14 protein-coding genes are annotated in these 21,853 nt (G+C 70.6%); 6 read left to right on the top strand and 8 right to left on the bottom strand.

Going from position 1 to position 21,853, the window contains the following annotated elements; all coding sequences use genetic code 11:
- Positions 1–117 precede the first annotated feature (117 nt).
- Positions 118–3,999: a hypothetical protein gene (locus AB0P18_RS13120; protein ID WP_363360390.1), complete on the top strand. Its 3,882-nt coding sequence runs from the start codon at positions 118–120 to the stop codon at positions 3,997–3,999.
- On the top strand, positions 3,996–8,423 hold the full coding sequence (locus AB0P18_RS13115; protein ID WP_363360389.1) for a hypothetical protein: 4,428 nt from the start codon (positions 3,996–3,998) through the stop codon (positions 8,421–8,423). The genes AB0P18_RS13120 and AB0P18_RS13115 overlap by 4 nt, the downstream gene beginning before the upstream one ends.
- A gap of 98 nt (positions 8,424–8,521) precedes the next feature.
- Here the strand turns inward: AB0P18_RS13115 and AB0P18_RS13110 are convergent, their stop codons facing one another.
- The 8 genes from AB0P18_RS13110 to AB0P18_RS13075 form a co-directional block, all read right to left on the bottom strand.
- Positions 8,522–9,508 (bottom strand): carbohydrate kinase, encoded by a 987-nt coding sequence (locus AB0P18_RS13110; protein WP_363360388.1) that lies wholly within the window; start codon positions 9,506–9,508, stop codon positions 8,522–8,524.
- A 9-nt stretch (positions 9,509–9,517) separates the two neighbouring features.
- Complete coding sequence (locus AB0P18_RS13105; protein ID WP_363360387.1) at positions 9,518–10,747, bottom strand: glycoside hydrolase family 32 protein; 1,230 nt, start codon at positions 10,745–10,747, stop codon at positions 9,518–9,520.
- A gap of 40 nt (positions 10,748–10,787) precedes the next feature.
- Entirely contained in the window at positions 10,788–11,807 is a 1,020-nt protein-coding gene (locus AB0P18_RS13100) for a LacI family DNA-binding transcriptional regulator (RefSeq protein WP_363360386.1), read from the bottom strand.
- A complete protein-coding gene (locus AB0P18_RS13095) occupies positions 11,804–12,685 on the bottom strand; it encodes a carbohydrate ABC transporter permease (RefSeq protein ID WP_363360485.1) in 882 nt (293 codons plus the stop codon). Before AB0P18_RS13095 ends, AB0P18_RS13100 begins: the two co-directional genes overlap by 4 nt.
- Before the next feature lie 26 nt (positions 12,686–12,711).
- Positions 12,712–13,593 carry a sugar ABC transporter permease gene (locus AB0P18_RS13090; protein ID WP_363360484.1) on the bottom strand — a complete coding sequence of 294 codons (882 nt, stop codon included), beginning with the start codon at positions 13,591–13,593 and terminating at the stop codon, positions 12,712–12,714.
- A 70-nt stretch (positions 13,594–13,663) separates the two neighbouring features.
- Positions 13,664–15,001, bottom strand: coding sequence for an extracellular solute-binding protein (locus tag AB0P18_RS13085; RefSeq protein WP_363360385.1), 1,338 nt, complete (start codon positions 14,999–15,001; stop codon positions 13,664–13,666).
- Between the two features lie 67 nt (positions 15,002–15,068).
- Entirely contained in the window at positions 15,069–16,544 is a 1,476-nt protein-coding gene (locus AB0P18_RS13080) for a glycoside hydrolase family 32 protein (protein ID WP_363360384.1), read from the bottom strand.
- 202 nt (positions 16,545–16,746) lie between these two features.
- Entirely contained in the window at positions 16,747–17,019 is a 273-nt protein-coding gene (locus AB0P18_RS13075) for a Rho termination factor N-terminal domain-containing protein (RefSeq protein WP_363360383.1), read from the bottom strand.
- Between the two features lie 262 nt (positions 17,020–17,281).
- On the opposite strand from AB0P18_RS13075, the gene AB0P18_RS13070 reads away from it, so the two are divergent.
- From AB0P18_RS13070 to AB0P18_RS13055, 4 genes are all read left to right on the top strand, one after another.
- On the top strand, positions 17,282–18,667 hold the full coding sequence (locus AB0P18_RS13070; protein ID WP_363360382.1) for an HNH endonuclease: 1,386 nt from the start codon (positions 17,282–17,284) through the stop codon (positions 18,665–18,667).
- 86 nt (positions 18,668–18,753) lie between these two features.
- The gene (locus tag AB0P18_RS13065; RefSeq protein ID WP_363360381.1) at positions 18,754–19,593 is read left to right on the top strand and encodes a hypothetical protein; all 840 of its coding nucleotides are present in this window, start codon (positions 18,754–18,756) and stop codon (positions 19,591–19,593) included.
- A gap of 83 nt (positions 19,594–19,676) precedes the next feature.
- Positions 19,677–20,225 carry a TetR/AcrR family transcriptional regulator gene (locus AB0P18_RS13060; protein WP_363360380.1) on the top strand — a complete coding sequence of 183 codons (549 nt, stop codon included), beginning with the start codon at positions 19,677–19,679 and terminating at the stop codon, positions 20,223–20,225.
- A gap of 74 nt (positions 20,226–20,299) precedes the next feature.
- Positions 20,300–21,715: an MFS transporter gene (locus AB0P18_RS13055; RefSeq protein ID WP_363360379.1), complete on the top strand. Its 1,416-nt coding sequence runs from the start codon at positions 20,300–20,302 to the stop codon at positions 21,713–21,715.
- Positions 21,716–21,853: the final 138 nt, after the last annotated feature.

Genomic DNA, 21,853 nt, shown 5'->3' with positions numbered 1-21,853 from the left:
CACGACGGCTGTCGCCGGAGGGGGTGTGCCGCGCGGCCGGCGCGAGTAGAGTGTCGCCGTCGACTCGGGGGAGCGGCGCAGTGCGGGGGCACGATGGCGGGGCAACGGGATCCACGCATGGCCGCGGCGGTGTCGCGCGTGTTCGAGCGGGCGCCCTCGATCACGGTGCCGGTCGGTGAGCTGGGCGGCGTGGTCGACATGGTCGCCGGCGCGTCGGGCGAGACGCTTCCCCGGCTGGATCTTCTGCGGGCCGGCGATCTGCTGAACATCGGATTCCGGTTCGTGAACCTCGACCGGAACGAGGATGCCGGCATCCCGGTCCTCGTCCGCCGCGACGCCGGAAAGCCCGCCTTCCTCGTCGCGGTGTTCGGACCCCAGCACCTGCTCGAGCAGGCGTTCTTCGACCCGGCCGGTCCGGCCGGCGCCTTCGCGACGGAGCCGGTGCCCGGTGACGGAAACCGTGCCGCGGCACCGCCCGGCGGCGCGGAGGTCCCGAGCTATCCGGTCAAGGCGCGCATCGCGCGCGAGAGCCGGGTCGCGTACGCGGTGGCCGATGAGCGCATCCCGTTCACGGCGGCCGGTCTGCTGCACGCGATGCGGGTGCTGCCCCTGAGCGTCGTGCCGCACGCCGAGCACGCGGCGCCGCTGATCCGGTGGCAGGAGCTCGCGGTGGAGCGCGGGGCGATCGCATCGGTCGACGCGCGGGTGCGGGTCTCCCGCCGCGCCGCGGTCCGCCGCAGCCTTCGGCGGACGGACGCCGCGTTCGTCGACCTGACCGCGGCGGTGCAGCTGCGGCGCACCGCCGCCGAGCTGGAGGAGCGGTTCGGGGCGGCCGCGGCGGTGGCCGCGGTCACGACCGACATCCGGCCGGGCCTGGAGATCGGGCCGCGCATCCCCATCGACGTGCGCCCACCGATCCCGCGGCCGCCGACCGAGACCGAGACGGCCCTGGAGATCCCGTGGCGGCTGCAGCTCAGCCCGCACTCGCGCGGGGCGTTCGCGCACGCGCTGCATGAGGCGGAGCACGACGGACGGATCGAGCTGTGGCACTCACGGCTCGCCACGCGCACCGACGGCCCGGCCGACCTCGACCCGGCGAGCGCTCCGCCGCTGGACGAAGCCCGGGCTGCCGCGCGCACGGTGCGCGCGGTGTGGACCCGTGACTTCCGGACGCCCGAAGCCGCGGTGGCCCGCGAAGCCGTCTTCCCCAGCGAGGACTTCGGCAACCCCGCGACCCTTCCTCCGTTCCGCGCGAGCCTGACCGTCCGCGATCGCATGCAGCTCGTGCACCTCACCTCGAACCACCGGTGGCCGGGGTACAAGCCGCAGCCCGCGGCTGTCGAGCGCCTCATGCTGACCGCCCCGGGGGGATGGCTGGCGCTGGAGGCGCACTTCGATCCGGCCCGCGCCGAAGGGCTGTCGATCCAGGAGTGGCGTCACCGGGCGACCCTCGGCCGCGATCACTACGTGAAGGTCGTCTATCAGGGCGTGCTGCTGCCGTTCGGCCACCGCGCCTCGCTCGTCAAGGTCACCGAGCGGCGGGTCAAGGCCGACGGCCGCGCGACGCTCTACCAGCGGCTCTTCGTCGTCGTCCGCGAGCCGGAGCGGCGGTTCCTCGCGACGGGAACGAAGAAGTTCGACAATCGGATGCCGCTGCGCTGGGTGCGGCTGCTCACGCAGGAGACACCGCCGCTCTCCGCCCCGCGCACCCTCCTGACCGGAGCACCGGGGCAGATCTTCGTCCCCGAGGTGGCCGAGGGCGACGGTCCGGCACCGGGACCCGGCGCGCCGGGCGCCGGCACGCACGCCTTCCACTTCCGCTTCCTCGCGAACGACATCGCCAACCGGCTGGTCGAGTTCGAGGGCCCCGCGGTGTTCGTCGAGAAGACCGTCTTCGAGGGCGCCGCGTCCCGGGAGGCCGCACTGGCGGCGGCGAACGCGGTGGACACCACCTATCCGCTCCTCGGCCAGCGGCTCGCGTTCGCGCCGCCCCTGGACCCCGACGACACGACGCTCGCGACGCAGCGCATCCGCTTCGACGCCGAGTTCGACACGGTCACGAAGGAGAAGTCGATCAACTTCGTGCTTCCCGTCATGCGCGTCGCCCACGCGCCGGTGCCCGCGATGTCCGCGTTCACCGGTCAGACCGGCGCCCAGGCCCTGACGTATGCGAAGGCGTATCGCGAGCACGGTGTCGGCGCCGGGGCGAATGCCCCCGGCAATCAGGGCGGGCTGTTCCTGCAGCTGTCGGATGACAGCGGCACTCCTCTGCCTCCGGCATCCGCCGTCACGATGGGGTTCTCCACGCAGTCCCAGCGCTCCGGCGGCTTCGTCAGTCCGAGCGTCGGCGTGACCGCCCTCGCCCGCCGCGTCGGTCCCGTCGGCGGCGACCTCACCCAGCTCGCGTCGAACGCCGCGGGATTCGACGTCGGCGGCATGTTCGGCCTCGATGCGGCGAAGCTGTTCGGCATCCTGCCTCTGTCCGAGCTCCTGCCCTCCTCGGGCGGACCGCTTCCGGCCTTCGTCACCAAGTCGGTCAACGTCGTCGTCGACCTGGGATCGTCGATCACCGAGGCGAGGGCGTTCCTCGCGGCGCAGAGCGCTCCGCTCGCCGCGCAGTCCGCGGCGGTGCAGCAGGCAGCCGCCGATCTCGGCGTCTCCGCGGCGGCGGTGGCCGATGCCCTCGCGGCGGTGCTGCAGCCGCCGCATCCGCCTCAGCCGTTCGACGTGCTGCTGACGCAGGTCGCCGGTGACGCCCGCGCCCTCGCCGATCGTCTCCGCGAGATCGGCGACGCGCTCGCCGTGGCGCGACCGGAGCGTGAGCGCCTGCTGGCGCTGCTGGACCGGCTGGCGGACCTCGTGACGGATGCCGCGACCGTCGCCCAGGCCGTTCAGGCCTTCGCGACCGGCGCTCTGCTGCCCGAGCGGGTGAGTGCCCGACTGGAGTGGAGCACACCGCTCGTCCCGTGGCCGCCCACGGGCGTCAGCCCGCCGGTGTTCCGCCCGGAAGGCGACGGCGTGCTGCGGCTCGTCTCGGAAGTGCAGGCGCCGCTACGCGGCGGAACGCCGACCACGCTCGTCTCGTGCGCCCTGCCGCCGTTCACGGTGACGCTGTTCGGCGACACCGGCTTCCTCGCGATCCACGTCACGGTGATGGAGTTCTCCGTCCAGCCCGGCCGCAAGACCGACGTGAACGTCGAGCTGAGCGACGGCGAGGACGGCCGCGCCGAGGGCATCGAGTTCCTGGGGCCGCTCGCGTTCGTGAACACGCTCAAGGAGATCATCCCGTTCGACGGCTTCAGCGATCCGCCCTATCTCGACATCCAGCCGAGCGGACTGAAGGCCGGCTTCGATCTGCAGATCCCGGATCTCGCGGTGGGGGTGTTCGCACTGAGCAACATCCACGTCGGCGCCGAGCTCTCGGTGCCGTTCATCGGCGAGTCCCTCGAGTTCCGGTTCTTCTTCGCGACCCGCGAGAACCCGTTCCGACTGCAGGTCGCGTTCTTCGCCGGCGGCGGGTTCTTCGCGCTGACGGTCTCGCCGAAGGGACTGAAGGTCATCGAGGCGGCGTTCGAGTTCGGCGCCGCGGTGGAGATGAGCTTCGTGGTCGCGTCGGGCAGCCTGTCGGTCATGGCGGGCATCTACTTCCGCCTCGAGCGGCAGGGCGACACCGAGGCCGTGCAGCTCACCGGCTACTTCCGGGCGCGCGGTGAAGTGGACGTCCTCGGACTCATCACCGCCGCGATCGAGCTCTACCTCGAGCTCAGCTACCGCTCGATCGGAGGAGCCTCCAAGGCCGTCGGCAAGGCCTCGATCAGCATCGAGGTGTCGGTGTGCTTCCTGTCCTTCTCGGTGTCGGTCTCGTGCGAGAAGCAATTCGCCGGCTCGAGCGGCGACCCCACGTTCCTGGACACGATGGACCGGTACGTCGATGACCGCGGGCTCGAGCAGGACCCGTGGGCGCAGTACTGCGAGGCGTTCGGAGTGGAGACGCCGTGAGCACCGAGGCCGCGATCTTCACGGCGATCCCCGCGGGCCGGATGCCGGAGCACGGGCTGCTGAAAGTGACGGTGTTCGTCACGCCGAGACTTTCCACCGGCGCGCCGGCCGGGAGCGGCATCCGTCTCCCCCTCGCGGACTTCGCGGCGTTCGCGAACTGGCCGAAGACCCTGACCGAGGCGCGCTGGGCCATCGAGGTCGACGGGCTGGGGGTGCTCGACGGCATCCCGCTCACCGAGGTGCGTGACCCCGGGGCGGTGACGCCAGACCCGCAGGTGTGGGAGGAGCTGTTCGGGGCGACCGCGGTGGGCGAGGCCGGGTTCCAGGACTTCTCGCAGGCCGTCGTGCATTCGTACCCCGTCGCCGATGTCGCCCGGGCCGTCGCGGGGCTGTACCAGACCGTCGCCGTCACGAGCCCCACCGCCTTCCCCACGATCACCCGCGGACCGCTCGCGGGCAAGCTCGCGGAGCTGCGTTCGCCGTTGAGCGTGCGCGAGCGGTTCGGCGAGGGCGGTCACCGGCGCGCGATCCGCGAACTCATCGCCGGTGTGCGGCGGACCTCCGACCCGCGTCCGGGCGGATTGCCCGGACGCTTCCTGCGGATCGAGGACGTCCCGCCGGCCGAGCGGCCGGCCTTCGCACTCGCGGCGGCGACGACCTTCTACGACCGCACCGACGACCCCTGGGACGAGGCCGCCGCCACAGCCGTCGCGCCGCCGCCGATCGCGCCGGAGTTCCATTCGTTCGTCGCCCGGTGCGCGGACTACCCGGCGCTGCTGCGCCATCTCGGGCTCGCGATCGACATCGGCATCCCCGATGACGGCGGCATCCGCGAGATCAGTGAGATCCGCGTCGCGTCCGGGTTCAACGGGGGGCGGCTCGAGGAGCTCATCGTCCCCGCGACCGCGCCCGAGCAGGCGCGACCCCGGACGCTGGCGCACCGGACGGACCGCGCGTGGGCTCCGGCATCCCGCTCGGAGGTCCCCGACATCGTCGACGGCAGCCTCACCGTCGACGATGCCCGACGCTTCCTCGTCGACCAGCTCGACCCGGACGGCGCCGCACTCAAGCTCACGACGCTTCTCGCGCACCTCGAACGCACCGATCAGGATCTGCGCGACAGCGCCCAGGCGAACAACGGGGCGGAGTCCATGACGGCGGATGCGTCGTCGCTGCCGGCCCTTCGCTCCACCGGGATCATCGTCGCCCGGCAGGACCGGGCGGCGGACATGGTCGCCCAGTTCGACCGGTCCGCCCGACACGATCAGCGCCACACGGCCGGTCAGCCGGCGCAGCTCGGCGCCGAGGATGTGACCCGCGGGTGGCGCATCGACATCCAGGACGAGAAGTCGGGGACGCGGGAGTGGTTCTCGCTGCACCGGCGCGAGGGCCGGTACGAGCTCGTCGCGCCCGGCGCCGACGCGCGGCCCCTCAGCGTGCAACCCGCGCCGGACGAAGGCTACCTGAAGGCCGCCGCCACCTCGAGTGCGGCACCGGACCCCGCCGCCGACCAATACCTGCACGAGACGCTCGCCGGCTGGGACGGATGGTCGCTCGCGGTGAAGCGGCCGGGAAAGGTCGTCGGCGAGACCGCGCCGGTGGATCCCGCCACCCCGCCCGAGGTCGCCGACACCGGCTTCCCGCTCGCCGCGCGATTCCGGGTGCAGCGCGGGTCGCTTCCCCGCCTGCGGTTCGGGCGCGCGTACCGGCTGCGGGTGCGGGCGGTCGACTTGTCCGGGATGTCGATCCCCGACGATCAGCTCGACGAAGCCCACGAGCGCGATCTCGAGACGTACCAGCGCTGGGAGCCGGTCCCCTCCCCGGCGGTGATCCCGCTCACGCAGTACACCGAGGGCGAATCCCTCATGCGTCTCGTGATCCGGTCGACGCTCGACGTCCCGGTCGAGGAGTACATCGCTCTCGATCGCGTGCGGACGCTCCCCGGGCACGAGCCCGGCGGCGACGCCGGTGTGGTCTACCGCGCGCGCAATGAGCGCCACCTGGCCGCTCCGATCGGCAGCGTGCAGCTCGCCGAGATGCACGGCATGTTCGACGCCGCCCTCACCGGCGACGCCGGTGCGGTCGCCGCCCAGTTCCAGGTCGCCGCGCGCGAGGCCGGCAGCTTCCTCACCGCGCCGGGTGCGCAGGTGATCAACCCGCGCGGACCGGCCGATGCCCTGACCGGCCAGAAGGATCAGGTGCTGCCCGACGGCCAGTACGTCGTGCACCCGGCCGCGTCGCTCGACCTGCCGTATCTGCCCGATCCGCTCTCCCGGGGCATCTCGCTCACCACGCTGCCCGGCGACGAGGCCGGCGGCGCACCGGACGTGCAGGGCGATCCGCCCACCCGACTCCTGCGCTGGCCCGGAGACCCCGCCGATTGGACCGACCGCCGGCCGGTGCTGCTGCGCGTCGTCGAGGGCGACGGGCCGCCGGACTTCGACGCGGATGCCCGCGTCCTGACGGTGGCGCTGCCGAAGGCGACACTGCGCACGGTCCACCTGAGCTCGTTCCTCGACGACGCCGACATCGACCTGATGCGCGTGTGGCATCTGATCGACGAGGACCAGGCGCCGGCATCGGCCGCGCAGCGCGAGACCGTCCGGCGCGGTCGCCACTGGATGATCACCCCCGCGAGCGACCTGACACTCGTGCACGCGGTCGAGAAGCCGCTCGAAGCTCCGGAGATCCGACTCGAACCGGGCTGGATGCGCGACGTCGACGCGACGTTCTCGCTGCTGCCGGGTGTCGTGCACAACCACGCCGCGAGCACCGGGCGCCTCGACATCGATGCGGCGTGGTCCGACCCCGTCGACGACGTCCTCGAGCCGATGCCGCGGGAGGAGGGCAAGCGATCCCACGTGTCGGACTTCGAGATCCAGCCCTTCGAGGTCGACGCGCGCCTGTGGCGCACGAACGGCCCGCCGGCGGGACCCGACGGTCCGCGCCACGCCGTCCGGCACGAGTTCGGCGACACCCGGCATCGGTGGGTCGACTACACCCCGACCGCGACGACGCGCTTCCGCGAATACTTCCCGGCGCGGATCACCGACGACCCGGCGCTGACCACATCGACGGGCGCGGCCCTGCGGGTCGACGTGCCCTCCAGCTCGCGACCCGCCCCGCCGGACGTGCAGTACCTCGTGCCGTACTGGGAGTGGCGCACCGAGGCGCTCGCGGTGGAGGCGCCGTTCGCGGTGCGCCGCATCCGCACCGCCGGCGGTCTGCGTGTCTATCTCGGCCGCCCGTGGTTCTCCAGCGGCCCCGACGAGCTCCTCGGAGTCGTGCTGGCCCGCCAGCCGCACGTGCGCTGGCCCGTCGACGTCGACGCCGGAATCCTCGTGGACAGCGCCACGCGCGGTGCCGCGCAGGCGTGGGCGCAGGAGGTCGTCGCGCAGAGCGCGATCGGCGCACCGGGCGGCGACGCCACGACGCTCATCGCCGAGCGCCTCGCCCAGGCGGCGCAGGCCACGCCGGCGCCCGAGCGCGGCATCCGATCGGCCCGCCCCCGCACCGCGCTGGATCGCTTCCTCGTGAGTGTCGACCGTTCGATCGGCGAGGCACGCACCGCGGATGCCGACCTCTCGGCGGCCGCCGACGTCCGCGCCACGGCGGCGCTGGTCACCGAGTTCCGGACGTTCACGCCCGGCACCGGGGCGGCGGGGCTGCGCTTCACGACAGCGTGGGGAGCGGATCCGGTCTTCGCGGGAGAGTCGCTCCCGGCGGGACCGTACGCGACGCACTTCCCGCGGCGCACAGCGGTCGGGACCGTCGCGCTGGCCGAGGTGCCCGACACCGTCGTCGTGGTCGGCCATCAACCCGAATTCGATCCGGAGCGTCGCCTCTGGTTCTGCGACGTCGCGATCGAATCCGGTGACGCGTACACGCCGTTCGTGCAGCTGGCGCTCGCGAGGTATCAGCCCCATTCGGTGCCAGGGGTGGAGATCTCCAGCGTCGTCCGCGCCGACTGGCTGCAGCCGCTCCCCCGCCGTGAGGCGACGTTCACCGTCACTCCCGACTCGTCGGCGGTCATCCTCTCGCTCGCCGGAACCGTGGGCGTTCCCGAGCATGCACGCGGACTTCCCGATCTCGCTTCCGAGATCCGTGCGTCGCGGCGCATCGCGGCCTGGGCGGAGCGTCTGCCCGCCGATGCGACGAGCGATCTGGATTGGACCGCGGTCGGCGACCCGGTGGAGCTCGATGTGCGCCTGAGCCTTTCGGCGGTTCGACAGGAGCGCTTCGCCGAGGCGGAGTGGGTGGGCAGCGTCGCGCTGCCCGAGCGGGTGGCCGGCGAGCGCCTGCGCGTGCAGCTCGCCGAGTACGAGGTGCACGAAGCCGACACGATCGGGCTGCCGCCCCTCCTCGCGGTCCTGCCTCAGCGCGACCACCGCCTGGTGTACGCGGACTCCGTCGAGCTGCCCTGAGCACGCCGCCTCCGGTTCTGCAGGGTTTCGCGCTTTCGGAGGGACGATCTCGCTGAGATCGTCCTTCCGAAAGCGAGATAGCCTCCGATCGTGCGGCGTCAGTACGGGAAGAGGCCGATGCCCTCGGTCGTGCAGCGCCGGACCCCCTCCGCGCGCAGCGCGCGGTCCAGTTCCTCCCGGGTCGGCGGATCGGCACCGGGACGCTGAACGGTGATCGCCGCGGCGGCGGCGGCGTGGCGCCCGAGGGAGGTGAGGGCGTCGGCATCCGGTGTCTGCAGCAGGTCGGGCTGGTGCAGCACCGCGTCGATGAGCCCCGCCGAGAACGTGTCGCCCGCGCCGACGGTGTCGCGCACCTTGACGTGCGGAGCAGGCACGGTGACCTTGCCGTGCGCCGAGCCGATCAGCGCGCCGTCGCCGCCCATCGTCACGGCGACGACACGCGCACCGGTCTCGAGCAGGCGGTCCACGACCGCCTCGGCACCCCAGCCGGGGTAGAGCCACTCGGCGTCCTCGTCGCTCAGCTTCACGATGTCGGCGAGCGCCGTGATCGCGTCGACCTGCGCGAGCGCCGCCGCGCGGTCGCCGACCAGAGCCGGGCGGATGTTCGGGTCGAACGAGATCACCGTCGGCTCCGGGGTGTTCTGCAGCGCGGTGAGCACGGAGTCCGCGCCGGGCTGGACGAACGCGGCGATCGAGCCGACGTGGACGATGTCATCGCGCACGACGGGCACCGACGGCAGCGACCAGGTGACGTCGAACTCGTACCGCGCAGAGCCGTCTGCGGTGATGCGGGCCAGAGCCGTGGACGTGCGGTCGAGGCTCCAGGAGGAGGGATGCATGGCGACCCCGGATGCGCGGAGGTGATCGGCGATGCGCCGGCCGCGGTCGTCATCGGCGATCGCGGTCAGCACACTGACACGGTCGCCGAGACGGCCGAGTGCGAGCGCGACGTTCGCCGGGGACCCGCCCACGTGCTCGACGGGTTCGGAACCGTCTGCGGTGACCACGATGTCGATGAGGGCCTCACCGATCACCAGGATGCCGTTGTTCGAGGCGCCGACGGCATCATCGTTGTGCGAGGTCATGACGCGACGCTACCGCGCGAGGGGATGCACGGTCACGTCCGAGTCGTCACCGGCGGTCACGGTCAGCGTGTCGCCACGAGGCGCGATCGGTGCACCGAACAGTCCCCTGCGGCTGACCACCTCGAGCACCGGCCCGTCGACGATCACGCGGACCTCCCCCGCCGCGGGGAAGGCGTGCACGGCATCGCCGATGCGGACGGTCAGCTCCCCCGCGCCGCTCAGCTCCAGCGTCGCCGCGTCCTCGCCACCCGACGTCAGTCGCAGACCGGCCGCGTCGGGCGTCCACGTGATGTCCGCGGCGAGTCCGGTCGCGCCGGGCTCCCGGTACTGCTCGATGTCGGGGTGCGGCGTGGCGACGAGCACGTCGCCCTCAATGGAGAGGATGTACGGGATGCTGTGGGCACCGGCCCAGCCGGCATCGAGGTCCTCGATCCCCCGCATCCAGAACACGAGGCAGGGCCGGTCCTGCTCGTCGCGGAAGAAGGACGGCGCGTAGTAGCTGTCGCCCCAGGTCAGACGGCCCCAGCGCTCGGCGACGAAGCGGCCGGCTTCATACGTGCCGATCGCGTAGCCGGAGTAGTAGAGGACGTCCGCCTGCCAGATCGAGGACACCATGACCGCGCGTCCGTCGACGTCGATGATCTGGGGGCACTCCCAGAGGGCTCCCATCCACACATCCGCCGTTTCGGCGGAGGACCGCTCGAGGGCGACGCCCTCGTAGGTCCACTCCTGCAGGTCGTCCGAGCGGTAGCTGAGGGCCATCGCCGTGCCGGCGCGGTCGCCCGCGCCGACGAACATCCGCCAGCCGTCGGAGTCCTGCCGCAGGAACGGGTCGCGGTACGCGATGAGGTCGAGCCCCGCCGGAGCGTCGACGACGAAGTCGCCCTTGGACCAGGAGATCCACTTCGCGTCATCGGGAGTCGCGATGCGGACGCGGCCGATCCCGATGTCGGGCTCGGACGTGGAGGTGTAGAAGACGCGCGTCTTCCCGTCGGCCCCGGTGACGAGAGATCCCGTCCAGATGCCACCGTCGCCCTCACCCGGCGCGATCGCGACGGGCAGCTCTTCGAGGGAGAACAGGTCGCGGCCGCGCGCGTGGCCCCAGTGGCAGTTCGGACCCCAGACGGTCTGGCCGGGGACGTACTGGAAGAACGTGTCGTACCCGCCGTCGCGGTAGGTGATGCCGTGCGGATCGTTGATCCAGCCGGACTGCGGCGTGAAGTGGAAGTGCGGGCGCATGGTTCGATTCTTTCTCATGGGCGTCGGCCGGGAACCGGGATCAGCCGATGGACGCGCGCAGGACCGGCGGGCAGGCGACGAGCGTCGGGCCCTCACCGGCCGGGTCGATGCCGAGTAGCACCCGCACCCCCGCGGCACCGAGCTCGTAGTGCGGGAGGGCCACCGTGGACAGCGGCGGACGGAGGTGCGCGGCGATCACGTCCTGGTTGTCGAATCCGATGACGGCGATGTCGGCCGGGATGCGGACTCCGCGCTCGCGGAGGCCGTCGTAGAGGCCCATCGCGACGCGGTCGTTGTGGCAGAACACCGCCGTGACGCCCGAGGCGACGATCGCCTCCGCCGCGGCGTACCCGCCTTCCTGCTGCGGCTCCGCCTCGAGCACCAGGCGCGTGTCGAACTCGACACCGGCCGCCTCGAGCGCGTCGCGATATCCGGCCAGTCGGTCGGAGCGCGCGGGCGACGGCGTCGTGGTGTTGATGAACGCGATGCGCCGGTGGCCTGCGGCCAGCAGCTGCTCGGTCGCGGTTCTGCCGCCCTGGCGTTCATCGGGCACCACGGCCGGCAGCGCGCCGTCCGCGGAGAAGCAGTCGACCAGGACGGCGTCGGTCTGCTGGAGGATCTCGGGTACGACGATCTCGCGGTGATACCAGGTGGAGTAGAGGATGCCGTGCACCTGGTGCTCGAGCATCATCGCGATCACGTCCTTCTCGACCACGGGATCGCCCTCGGTGTTGGCGACGAGCAGGACGTAGCCGTGCTTCCACGCCTCGTCCTGCGCACCGTGGATGATCTGGCCGGCGAACGGGGTCGTCGCGATCGCGTCGGCGACGAGTCCGATGAAGCGGGATCCACCTTGCGAGAGGGTCTTCGCCAGGGCGTTCGGGCGATATCCGAGCTCGAGGACGGCATCCTGAACGCGCCGACGCGCGTCGTCCCCGATGCGGGCACCGGGCTTGTCGTTCACGACGTGCGAGACGGTCGCCACCGAGACCCCGGCGGCTTTGGCGACATCGCGCATCGTGACGGCAGGTCCGTTCCTGCCGTGCCCGGTAGAGCTCATCCCTTGGTAGCCCCGCTCTCCAGTCCGTTGATCATGGCCTTGTTCAGGACGAGGAAGACCAGCAGCAGCGGCGTCACCGTCACGCAGACGGCGGCGAACGTCGCTGTCCAGTCCGTATTGCCCATCGCTCCGATGTAGTTTTGCAGGCCGAGCGGGATCGTCTTCAATCCGTCGGAGAGCACGAACGTGTTCGCGAAGATGAAGTCGTTCCAGATGAAGATGCTGTTGACCAGGACGACCGTGATGATCGTGTTGGCAGACAGCGGGAAGGTGATCTGCCCGAAGATCCGATACGGACCCGCGCCGTCCAGCGACGCCGCTTCGTACATCTCGCGGGGGATGTACTCGTAGAACGACGAGAACAGGTAGATCGCCATCGGCAGCGAGAACGCGGCGAGCGGCACGATCATCGACAGGTGCGTGTCCAGGAGGCCGACCTGCGCGTAGTCGATGAACAGGGGCACGAGCGCGATCTGCACCGGCACGATGATGCCGAGGAGGAACAGCGCCCGCACGAGGTTGCTGAAGCGGAAGCCCAGCACCTGCAGTGCGTAGGCGGCCATCATCCCGGCGATCACGATGAGCGCGCTCGCGCCGAGCGTCACGATCAGGCTGTTGAGGATGTTGAGCCACAGGTTGCCGGTCGAGAACGCACGCGCGTAGTTGTCGAGAGTGAACTCCGACGGGAAGGCGAAGGGGTTGCCTCCGGCGAAATCGGATGCCGTGCGGAAGCTCGTGAGGAACAGCCACAGCAGCGGGTACACCTGCACGATGACGATCAGGACGACCGTGACGGCCAGGAGCGTGCGCTGCACGCGCAGCCGGTACGAGCCGGCGCTGCGCGGCGGGCGGTCGGGAGTCGACGCGGTGTCGGTCATGATCGGGCGGTCCAGGACGGGGGCGGTCATGAGTCGTCCCTTCGACGAAGCAGCGCGATGATCAGGCCGACCGCGACGAGGCACTCGACCACGATGAAGACCGAGATCGCGCTCGCATAGCCGTAGTCCGTGTGCACGAACGCGGTCTTGTACATGTAGGTGGTGAGCAGCTCGGACGCCTGTCCGGGACCGCCGTTCGTGAGCAGGTAGGGGATGTCGAAACCGCGCAGCGCGAAAGTGGTCGCCATGATCGTCGTCGTGATCCAAACGGGCCGGATGTAGGGGAACCGGATGCGCCAGAAGATCTGCCACCACGACGCGCCGTCCAGGCGCGCGGCCTCCTCCAGCTCTTTGGGCACCGCGATGAGGGCCGCGTAGATGATGAGCATGTACAGCCCCGTGAAGCGCCAGCCCTCGGGGATCGAGACGGCCGCGAGGACCGTCTGGACGTTCGACAGCCAGGCGGTCTGCATCCCCTCGAGTCCGACCCAGGCCAGCAGCTGGTTCAGCAGGCCGACCGGCTCGAGCGAGTAGATGCGCACGAACAGGAACGCGATCGCCACGGTCGAGATGACTGCCGGCAGCAGGTACAGCGTCTTGACGAGCTCTCGGGCCCGCGGCAGCGCGGTGAGGAGCCCCGCCACGGCGAGCGCGCCGCCCAGCTGCAGCACCAGGCAGATCGCGAGGTAGCCCAGCGCGTTGCCGAACGCCGTCCAGAAGACGTCGTCGCGGGTGAACATCTTGATGTAGTTGTCGAAGCCGACGAAGACCATGTCGGTGATGCCGTCCCAGCGGAAGACGCTGAGCACGAGCGACTGCAGGATCGGCAGGAGCACGGCGATGCCGTACAACAGGAGCGGCGGGACGAGGAAGACGATGACCGACAGCGCCGAGCGGCGCGGCAGCATCGACGACCTCATCGCCGGGCGGCGCCGAGGGGCGCGCGGACGGACCGCGCGCACCCCGGCTTCGGCGATGTCAGTCACCGACGTTCTCCTTGAGGGAGGCATCCATCGTCTCGATGAACTCGTCCGGAGTGATGTCACCCTGCACGAGGAGCGTGAGCTCCTGCTGGAGCCGCGTGTTCGTCGCGGGATCCAGCTGCGTGTCCCACGGCATCGCGATCGCGGGGCCCACTTCGGCGGACTGCTCGACCGCGCGGCCGTACAGCGGGGTCGCGTTGTCGGGGATCACCGGGTCGACGCCACTCGTCGGCGACAGGGCACCGGACGCGGTGTAGACCTCGGGGTAGCGCTCGAGGGCGAAAGCGAGGAAGTCGCGCACGAGCGGGTCGTAGGTCTGGGCGTTCACGGCCATGCCGATGCCGGAGGGCGTCACGTATTCGTTGTCGTCGGTGACGGCACCCTCGATCGTGGGGAGGGTGAAGTAGTCGACGGAGTCTCGGACGCCGGCATCCAGCGCATCGGTGGCGAGGTTGCCGAGCTCCCACGTGCCGATGTTGTACATCGCGGCCTTGCCGGAGGTGAACAGCGCCTGCGCGTCTGCGTAGCCGGTCGAGGAGAAGCCCTCCTGGAAGCAGCCTGCCTTGCCGAGGCCGGACAGCCACTCGGCGGCCGCGCGACCGGGCTCATCACCGAAGGACGCATCCCCCGTCTTGAGCTTCTGCACGTACTCGGGGCCGGCGAGACGGAACGGGTAGTACGCCATGTAGCGCTCGAGCGGCCACTGGTCCTGTCCGTCGAGCGCGATCGGGGTGATGCCCTCGGCCCGCAGGGCCTCGCACGTGCCGGCGAAGTCGTCGAGCGTTGCGGGGATCGGCACCCCCGCCTGCTCGAACAGGGCCTTGTTGTACCAGAAGAACTCGAGCTGGAACTCGAACGGCACCATGTAGAGCGACCCGTCGTCGAAGCGCTGATAGTTCAGCGCCGCCTCGCGGTAGTCGTCCGCGAGCCCGAGGTCCTCGAGCAGCAGGTCGACGTCGACCATCTTCCCCTGGGCGGCGAGCTTCTGCGCGAACGGCGTCGCATCGGTGTCGAACAGCTCGGGCAGCTTGTTCGCCGCGGCGAGCGTCTCGTACTTCTGGATGTACGACGGCCGGTCGGGGGTCGTGATCAGGTTGAGCGCGAAGCCGGGGTGATCGGCGGCGTACTCGTCGGCGATCTGCTGCATCGCGGTGATGACCCCGCCGTCCGCCGGCCGGGAGAGCAGCCACGAGATCTCGCGCGGCTTCACCTCCCCGTCGGGGTTGACGTCGGTCGGGTCGGCACCGCCCGACGATCCGGCGCAGCCCGTCATGACGAGGGATGCGGCCAGAGCGAAGGCGGCGAGGGTCGCGGTGCGCTGTGGGATGTACATTGCGTGATCTCCATTGATTGTGTCGCGGGCGGGTGAGGAACAGGAATCGAGGTCGGTTTCGGGTGGGTCATGCGGGTGCGGCGATGAGTTCGGCCGTGACGGATGCCGAGTCCTCGGCATCCGTCAGCGGCGAGTGGACGGTGAATTCGGTGACGACGACGGAGCCTTCGCCGACGAACGCCCCGACCCGGCCGGCCGGCCGGTCGTAGAGTCGGGTGCTGAGGACGACCGCGTCATCGAGCGTCGCGACGCACAGGTCGCCGTCGACGATCACCTCGAGGGTGTGCTCCCCCGGATCGATGCGGGCCGACCGCTCGAGCTCGACCGCATGGGGCACGTCTCCGGAGATCTGCCACTGTTCGGTGCCGGTGCGCAGGCGCGGCCAGCGGTCGAACACCAGGCGCCCGCGGCGCGGCTCGAGGCGGAGGACGTATCCTTCGTCGCCGTCCGCGCTCGCCCGCAGCAGGATGCCGCACTCGGTCGTATGGGGCGCGATGTCGAAGCGGGCGCGCACGCGGAAGGCGCGCGGCGCCTCGACCGGGACGAGAGCATCGGCATAGCCGTCGAGCGCCCGGAGGATCGTTCCGGCAGCGAGGCCGGGTTCGGGCTCGCCGAACGTGTCGGCGAACTCGCGCGGGGGGTGGAAGCGCAGCGTCCCGTCGGCGCGCTGCTCGGCCTCCAGCACGGAAAGCGTGCCGGCCCACTGCCACGCGCCGTCGTCGACGCCGCCCTCGCGGGAGGCGATCCACCCGAAGAAGAAACGGCGGCCGTCACGGGCGGCGGACTTCGCGGCGTAATACGCACGACCGTCCAGGGAGTCGTCCTCGGGGACGATCCACGGTCCGTGCAGGCTCCGCGACATGCGGTACCGCGTCGTGAAGGATTCGCTGAACTCGGAGTAGACGAGGTACCACCACCCGTTCCATTCGAACACCTCGGGGCATTCGTGCGCGACGTAGCGACGCGGGTCCCAGAACGGTGCGGCCGGGGTCCAGGTGCGCAGGTCGGTGGACGTGCACTGGGCGATCACGCCGCGGCGCCGATCGGGCCCGTCGGCGTGACGGGCGGTGATCAGCATGCGCCAGATGCCGGCCTCGGCATCCCGGAACACGAACGGGTCGCGCCAGTCCGCCGTCTCGTAGCCGGCGGTCGCGCCGAAGGTGTCGGCGGGGTGCCGCTGCCACGTCGCCATGCCGTCGCGGCTGGTCGCGTGCATCACGAGCTGAAGCGCGAGGCCGTCCGCGCCGCGGCGTTCGGGGCTCTGTCCGGTGTAGAAGGCGTGGTGCACGCCCTTCTCATCGAGGACGATGCTGCCCGTGTAGATGTTGAAGTCCGGCGCGTCCGGGCCGGCGGAGGCGATCGCGGGGCCGGTCTCACGGAACGCGACGAGGTCGTCGCTGTCGAGCCGGTGCCACGGCATCCCGTCTTTCGGAGTGCGGCGCGATTCGTACAGGTAGAAGAGGTGGAAGACCCCGTCCTCCTGGAACGGGATGACATCCCCCACCCACGCGCCCTCGGGCCGGTAGAAGCCTCGCTGATCCATGAACACCTCGTCGCTGACGGTCCGTCACCGGATGGTTAACCGGTTATGCATGACGGTATCAGGGCGCTGACGATGTGGTCAAGCGGTTAATCACGTCTCTGTACGCGCATGCCTCCGGCCAACCCGTCGAGTGTCCAAGACACGCCGCATGCTGGATGCCGGACGCGGCGTGTCCTGGACACTCAGCGCCGCAGGAACGGGGTCAGTGGGTGCGGAGCAGGGTGATCAGAGCGGACTTGCGCATGCGCGAGTAGCCGGAGAGGCCGAGCTCTTTCGCGCGCTTCCTCAGCTCGGGCACGGTCCAGTCCTCGTAGTCGCCGGACTCCCCGCCCTTGCGCCCGACCTGGGATCGGCCGGCCTTCGTGCCACCGGCGGCGTTGGAGATGCGGGCCGCCTTCTCTTTGGACGCACCGTCCCGGCGCAGCGCCTCGTACATCTCGGGATCCTTGAGTCGGGAGTCTTTCCCACGCGGCATGATCGCCCCTTCCGTCAGCTCTTTTCAGGCAACCACCGCGTGCCCGCGAAGCCGAGCGGGTTGACAAGCGTCGATCAGCCCGCTTCGGACCCGGCGTTGGACGCGCCCGCGGCGTTCAGGAGCGTCCACCCTCGCGCTTCCCGCCGCCTCCGCCGCTCCACCGACGGGCTCGCAATGCTGGATCATGCGGCCGGAGCGCCTCCCGCGCACAGGCCTTCCGGGGTCGGGCTCGAATGTCGGAGGCCCGTGGAATGATTCGAACATGTCTTCGAATGATCGCGTCGGCGGGATCGGACCGGTGGGCTTCAGCGACGCCGACGTGGCCGAGCTGGCGGCGGTCGTGAATGGCATCGAGTCGACCGAGCGCGAGCTCGCAGCCGTCGAAGTCAGAAGGGTTCGCCTCTTGGCCCGGGCCGGCCAGGTCGCCCTGCGGCAGACGGCGGAGCAGGATCGCCGGATCGCCGTGCGCGACATGGCACTGCGGGGCATCGCGGCCGAGGTCGCCGGTCCCGCTCGACGCTCGGATCGAGCGATGCAGGCACAGATCGGCGAGGCACTCATGCTGGTCGAGAACTATCCGGCGGCCATGGCGGCGTGGGAGACAGCGCAGATCACATCCCGGCACATTCGGGAGATCACCCACGCCGGTGCCGCTCTTCCCTTGGATGCGCTCTCCGCCTTCGACACCGCAGCTGTGGAGATCTGCACGACCGACATTCCGTCCCGCGTACGCCCACGGCTGGAGATGCTGGCGGCCGACCTGCATCCCGACACGCTGACCGAGCGGCACGCCGCTGCGGCGGAGTCGCGTCGAGTGCGGACGATCGCCGTGGGCGAGGGCATGTCCGACGTGATCGCGACAGTCCCGACCGTGCTCGCCGTCGGGATCGAAGACCGCCTGACCCGGCAAGCGCGCCAGATCGCCGACGCCCGTTCGTCAACTGCCGCGCGGCTGCGCGAGCTCGCCGGTGAGGACGGAGCGGATGCCGATCGGGAGCGGGCTCGACTGGAGGTGATCAGGTCCGATACACGCACGATGGATCAGCTTCGCGCGGACCTCCTCTGCGACCTGCTGCTCACAGGGATGCCGGCGATCGACGCGACCCGCTCCGACGACGGGCCCGGCTCCCTCGGCGCGATCCGCGCTCACGTGCAGATCACGATTCCCGCGACCGTTCTTCTCGGCGCCGACGCCCCCGCCGACCTCGTCGGACACTGCCCCATCGATGCAGAGGCCGCTCGTACCCTCGCTGCGCAGGCGCGGGGTCCGTGGGAGCGCGTCATCATCCACCCCGTCACCGGTGTCGTCCTCCACACCGACACCTACCAGCGCACCGCCGCGATGGACCGACATCTGAAGGCTCGGGACGGGCACTGCCGCTTTCCCGGATGCCGGATACCCGCGATCCGGTGCGAGGTCGACCACACCGTCGACTGGGCGCGCGGCGGCACGACCGACGTCGGCAACCTCGCCCATCTCTGTCAGCGGCACCACTCGATGAAGCAGTTCACCCCCTGGAAGGTCCGACAACTCCCCGGAGGCGTCCTGGAGTGGACCAGCCCGCTCGGCGTCACGGGACACGAGCATCCACCCGCCCATACGGTGCGGTTCGTCGCCGCCGTCGCCGAGTCACCTCCGCCGTTCTGAGATTTCTGTGCGCGGCAGGAGCACCTCGGCCAGACTGAACCTGCACGGCACTTGCCGCGAACGTGGATCCCGAGAAAGAGACCGAAATGCGCCCTTCTCCTGTTCACCACCCTTCGCTGCGCACGCGCACCTTCGGGGCGCTCATCGCCGCCGCAGCAGCCACGCTCGTTCTGGCCGCGGCACCGGCGTACGCGTCCTCCACCCCGCAGGTCGCCGCGAGCGAGACGACGATCGCCGTGGGCGACACCACGACGATCACGGCGTCCGGACTCGGCGGTCTCGAGGAGGCGAGCTTCGGCTTGAGCGACAACAGCCTCGGCCAGTTCACCGAGAACGCGGAGACGAGCTATCAGGCGCCGGTGTCGGACGGAACAGCCACCGCCACCTTCAGCGGTCTCGCCGAGGGGACGGTGACCGTCGCGGTCGGAAACGGCGAGACCGTCCTCGGCACCGTCGAGATCACGATCACGGGCGGCGGAGGCTCAACGGTCGAGGTGACCGCGAGCCCGGCATCCGTGGCCGTCGGCACGGCCACGACGATCACCGTCACCGGACTCGGCGGTCTCGAGCAAGCCAGCTTCGGGCTGGACGACACCGCGGCGGGCACGTTCGAGCCGGGCGGTCAGTCCAGCGCCACAGCACCGGTGAGCGACGGGCAGGCCACGATCAGCTTCACGCCGTCGAAGGCGGGCAGCGTGACGATCGCGGTCGGAGACGGTGAGACGGTGCTCGGCACCACGACGGTGACCGCCAGCGCCGCACCGTCGCCCACCGCCACCCCGACGCCGACGGTGAGCCCGGAACCCGCCTCGGACGGGATGTCGCCCGTGCTCTTCTGGGTCATCATCGCCCTCGTCGTGCTGATCGCGGCGGGCATCGTCGTGTGGATCGTTCTCGCTCAGCGCCGCAAGAACCCGACGGCCTGACGGCCGGAGAGCGGGCCGGCAGACTGTCGCCCCGACGCGTCCTCTTCTTGCTCATCTGAGTGAGTGGTCGTACACTCACTCCTATGAGCCCCCTCTCCACCGCCGAGTCGCGTCGACCGCTCGTCACGTCGGCCGCGGTCCGCGCCTTCGCGCGCGGCGGCTATCGCGGCACCACGATCGCCGACGTGGCCGCGGTCGCCGGCATCTCCGCCTCCTACGTCTCGAAGCTCTACTCCACCAAGGAGCTGCTCTTCGTCGCCGCACTCGACGAATGCTTCGACCAGATTCTCGGCGCGCTCGCGAGCGGCGCCGACGCCGCAGGATCCGACGACTCCGCCGCAATCCTCGACGCGATGGGCGACGCCTACGCCGAGCTCATCGCGGATCGCGACCTCCTGCTGCTCCAGGTGCACGCGCAGTCCGTCGCGGACGTCACCGAGATCCGCAGCGCGATGCGCGAAGGCCTCTCGAACGTGACATCCTTCGCGCAGGAGCGATCGCGGTGCACCGATGAGGAGGTCCAGCAGTTCATCGCCTTCGGTCAGCTGTGCCATCTGATCGTCACACTGGACCTCGACGCCGTCCCCGCATCCTGGGCATCCGCTCTCACGCGCGGCATCCGACACCCCTGACACCCCCATCGACCCACCCCTCTTCGCATGTCCAAAAGAGTGATTGATCAGTCACTCTCTCAGAAAGGAAGATCATGACCACTGTCGTCCATCCCATCCGCACGACACATCGTTGGCTCGCGCTCACCGTGCTCGCCCTGGCGCAGTTCCTCGTCGTGCTGGATGCGTCGATCGTGAACATCGCACTGCCCGCGCTGGGAGAGCAGCTCGGACTCGGCACCGCATCCCTCGCCTGGGTCATCACGGCGTACGTGCTGCCCTTCGGCAGTCTTCTCCTGCTCGGCGGTCGACTATCCGATCGATTCGGCCACCGCCGCCTGTTCCTGATCGGTACCGCCGGGTTCGTGGTCGCGTCGGTTCTGGCGGGCCTCTCACTCTCGGGAGGAATGCTGCTCGGAGCACGCGCGCTGCAGGGCGCGTCGGCCGCCCTTCTCGCACCAGCGGCCCTCGCCCTGCTGACCCAGCTGTTCCCCGCGCCGCAGGACCGCGCACGCGCGCTCGGTGTGTGGGGCGGGGTGGCGGGTATCGGCTCGGTCGCCGGCGTGCTTCTCGGAGGAGTTCTGACCGCCACGTGGGGCTGGCAGTGGGTCTTCTTCGTCAACGTCCCGGTCGGCGTGATCGTGCTCGCGGCCGTGCCGGTCCTCATCTCCCGTGATGCGGCATCCGTTCGCGTGCCTCTCGACATCCGCGGAGCGGTGACGATCACGGGTGCACTGGTCGCCGTCGTCGCCGCACTCAGCGCCGTCGAGCGCACCGGCTTTGGTCCACTCCCCCTCGCCCTCGCGATCGGCGCGCTCCTGCTCGGCGCGGCATTCATCGCGATCGAGCGACGGACGCCGCACCCCCTCGTGCCGGCCGCCGTCTTCGCCAACCGCAACCTCGCCGTCGGCAACATCGTCGTGCTGCTCGTCGGCGGCGCGGTTGTCGCCCTCTTCTTCGCACTCTCGGTGTACTTGCAGGCGGTGCTCGGCTACGACGCGCTGCAGGCGGGCCTCAGCCAGCTGCCGCTCGCCGGCATCCTGGTCGTCACGGCGGGCCTCGTCCCGTTGTCGATCACGCGGCTCGGAACACGTCCCACTCTCATCGGAGCCTTGCTCGTGCTGGCGGCGGGCATCGCCTGGCTCGCGTTCGCACCGGCCGATGCGTCGTTCGCGGCGCACCTGCTCGGACCGACCCTGCTCATCGGCATGGGCATCGGCGGCGCTCTCGTCACCGCGACCCAACTCGCGGTGGACGGCGTCGACGGCGGAGAATCCGGACTCGCCGGCGGTCTCGTGAACACGAGTCAGCAGATCGGCGGAGCGCTCGGCCTGACCCTCCTCGCCGCCCTCGCCTCGGCGAGGACGTCCGCGGTCGCAGAGAGGGCGCCGTCGAGCGGTGCGGCCCTCACGGCGGGATTCTCCTGGCTGTTCCTGGGGGCAGCGGCGTTCTGCCTCGCCGCTGCAGCGGCCGTCCTGCTTGCCGGATCCGCACGTGTGAAGACCGCCTGAGTCCGCCGGGCAGACCTCAGCCGTGGGCGTCCCTTACACCGTCGGGAACCTCCGGCGCCAGCCACCCTCGACCGTCGAGAGCGCGCGTAGCATCCCAATCGTCACGCCGGCCGCCGATGCCGGCAAGGGGAGCGACAC

This window comes from Microbacterium sp. NPDC064584 (assembly GCF_040687315.1).
In the GTDB taxonomy this organism is placed as follows: Bacteria; Actinomycetota; Actinomycetes; order Actinomycetales; family Microbacteriaceae; genus Microbacterium; species Microbacterium lacus.
Note: the sequence above shows the minus strand (reverse complement) of the source record. Positions and strands in the feature narration are given on the sequence as shown.